The following is a 946-nucleotide window of genomic DNA, read 5'->3' on the forward strand; positions in this document are numbered from 1 at the left end:
CTTGTCTGCCAGCGTTCCGTCTGGTTTGAGGTAGTACCAGCCTGTTCCGTCTGCGGACTGGACGAAGGCGTTTGATACCATGGCACCTTCTTTACCGTCTAAGTAGTACCAAGTCTCCTTGTACTTGACCCAACCCATCTTCATGGCACCCTCTGTGTCAAAATAATACCACTTGTCAGCGATTTTCTTCCAGCCTGTAGCCATTTCACCTGACTGGTCAAACCAGTACCAGTTGCTGTCTGTGTGCTTCTTCCAGCGGTCTGCAAGCATGTAGCCTGAGCCGTCGAAGTAATACCAGGTTCCGTTGATTTTCTCAAACTTATCTTTTGGATAAGAGCCGTCTTCTTTAACGTACCAGTAGCCAGTATCGTTTTTCTTCCAGCCCGCTTCAACGCTCAAGCCGTTTTCAATATCCTGCTTGAACTGTTCGCGGCTAATGCCCCATTTGGCTAGATATGGATAAGGGTCAATGTGGTCTGAATGGTTGTCGGGTTGGTTATTGGTGCAGTATTCATGCGTTTTGATACCTGCCAAGTCGTCTGTATCAAGCGTTTTAGGCAAGCCTGCTTCATCAGCTAGATTGCGTAAGAGTTCGATATACAGACGGTAGTCAGCCATGAACTCTTCTGTAGTTGAATGACTTTCAATCAGTTCAACTGCTGCATAGGTCTCAGCATTCCAACCACCCCCAACGTCCCAAGATCCGTTATTTACAGGGCCTACTTGCATGACACGACCGTTACCAACGACATGAGAAAAGAACCCAAGCTCAGGGTTCTTTCTGTAGTGATAATCAGCTTCATTTTGCACGGTAGAATTACGGTTCCCCGTAGAGTGAGCGTGCACTTGTCGATATGGCGCATAGCCTACTTGTGGCAAGCCTGTGCGTAGTCTGCTTGTATCGATATCCATTACTCTTGTCCTTTCCAAGCGTCATTCATCTGTT

General features: G+C 47.4%; 1 protein-coding gene. It reads right to left on the minus strand.

Annotation, left to right across the window (positions count from 1 at the left end; translation table 11 throughout):
* Window positions 1-912, minus strand: a 912-nt coding sequence (locus HT679_RS10805) for an N-acetylmuramoyl-L-alanine amidase family protein (protein ID WP_173214582.1), incomplete at its 3' end; no start/stop codon positions are given.
* Window positions 913-946: the final 34 nt, after the last annotated feature.

Origin of the sequence: Streptococcus sp. 4886 (assembly GCF_013276485.1) — a bacterium.
In the GTDB taxonomy this organism is placed as follows: domain Bacteria; phylum Bacillota; class Bacilli; order Lactobacillales; family Streptococcaceae; genus Streptococcus.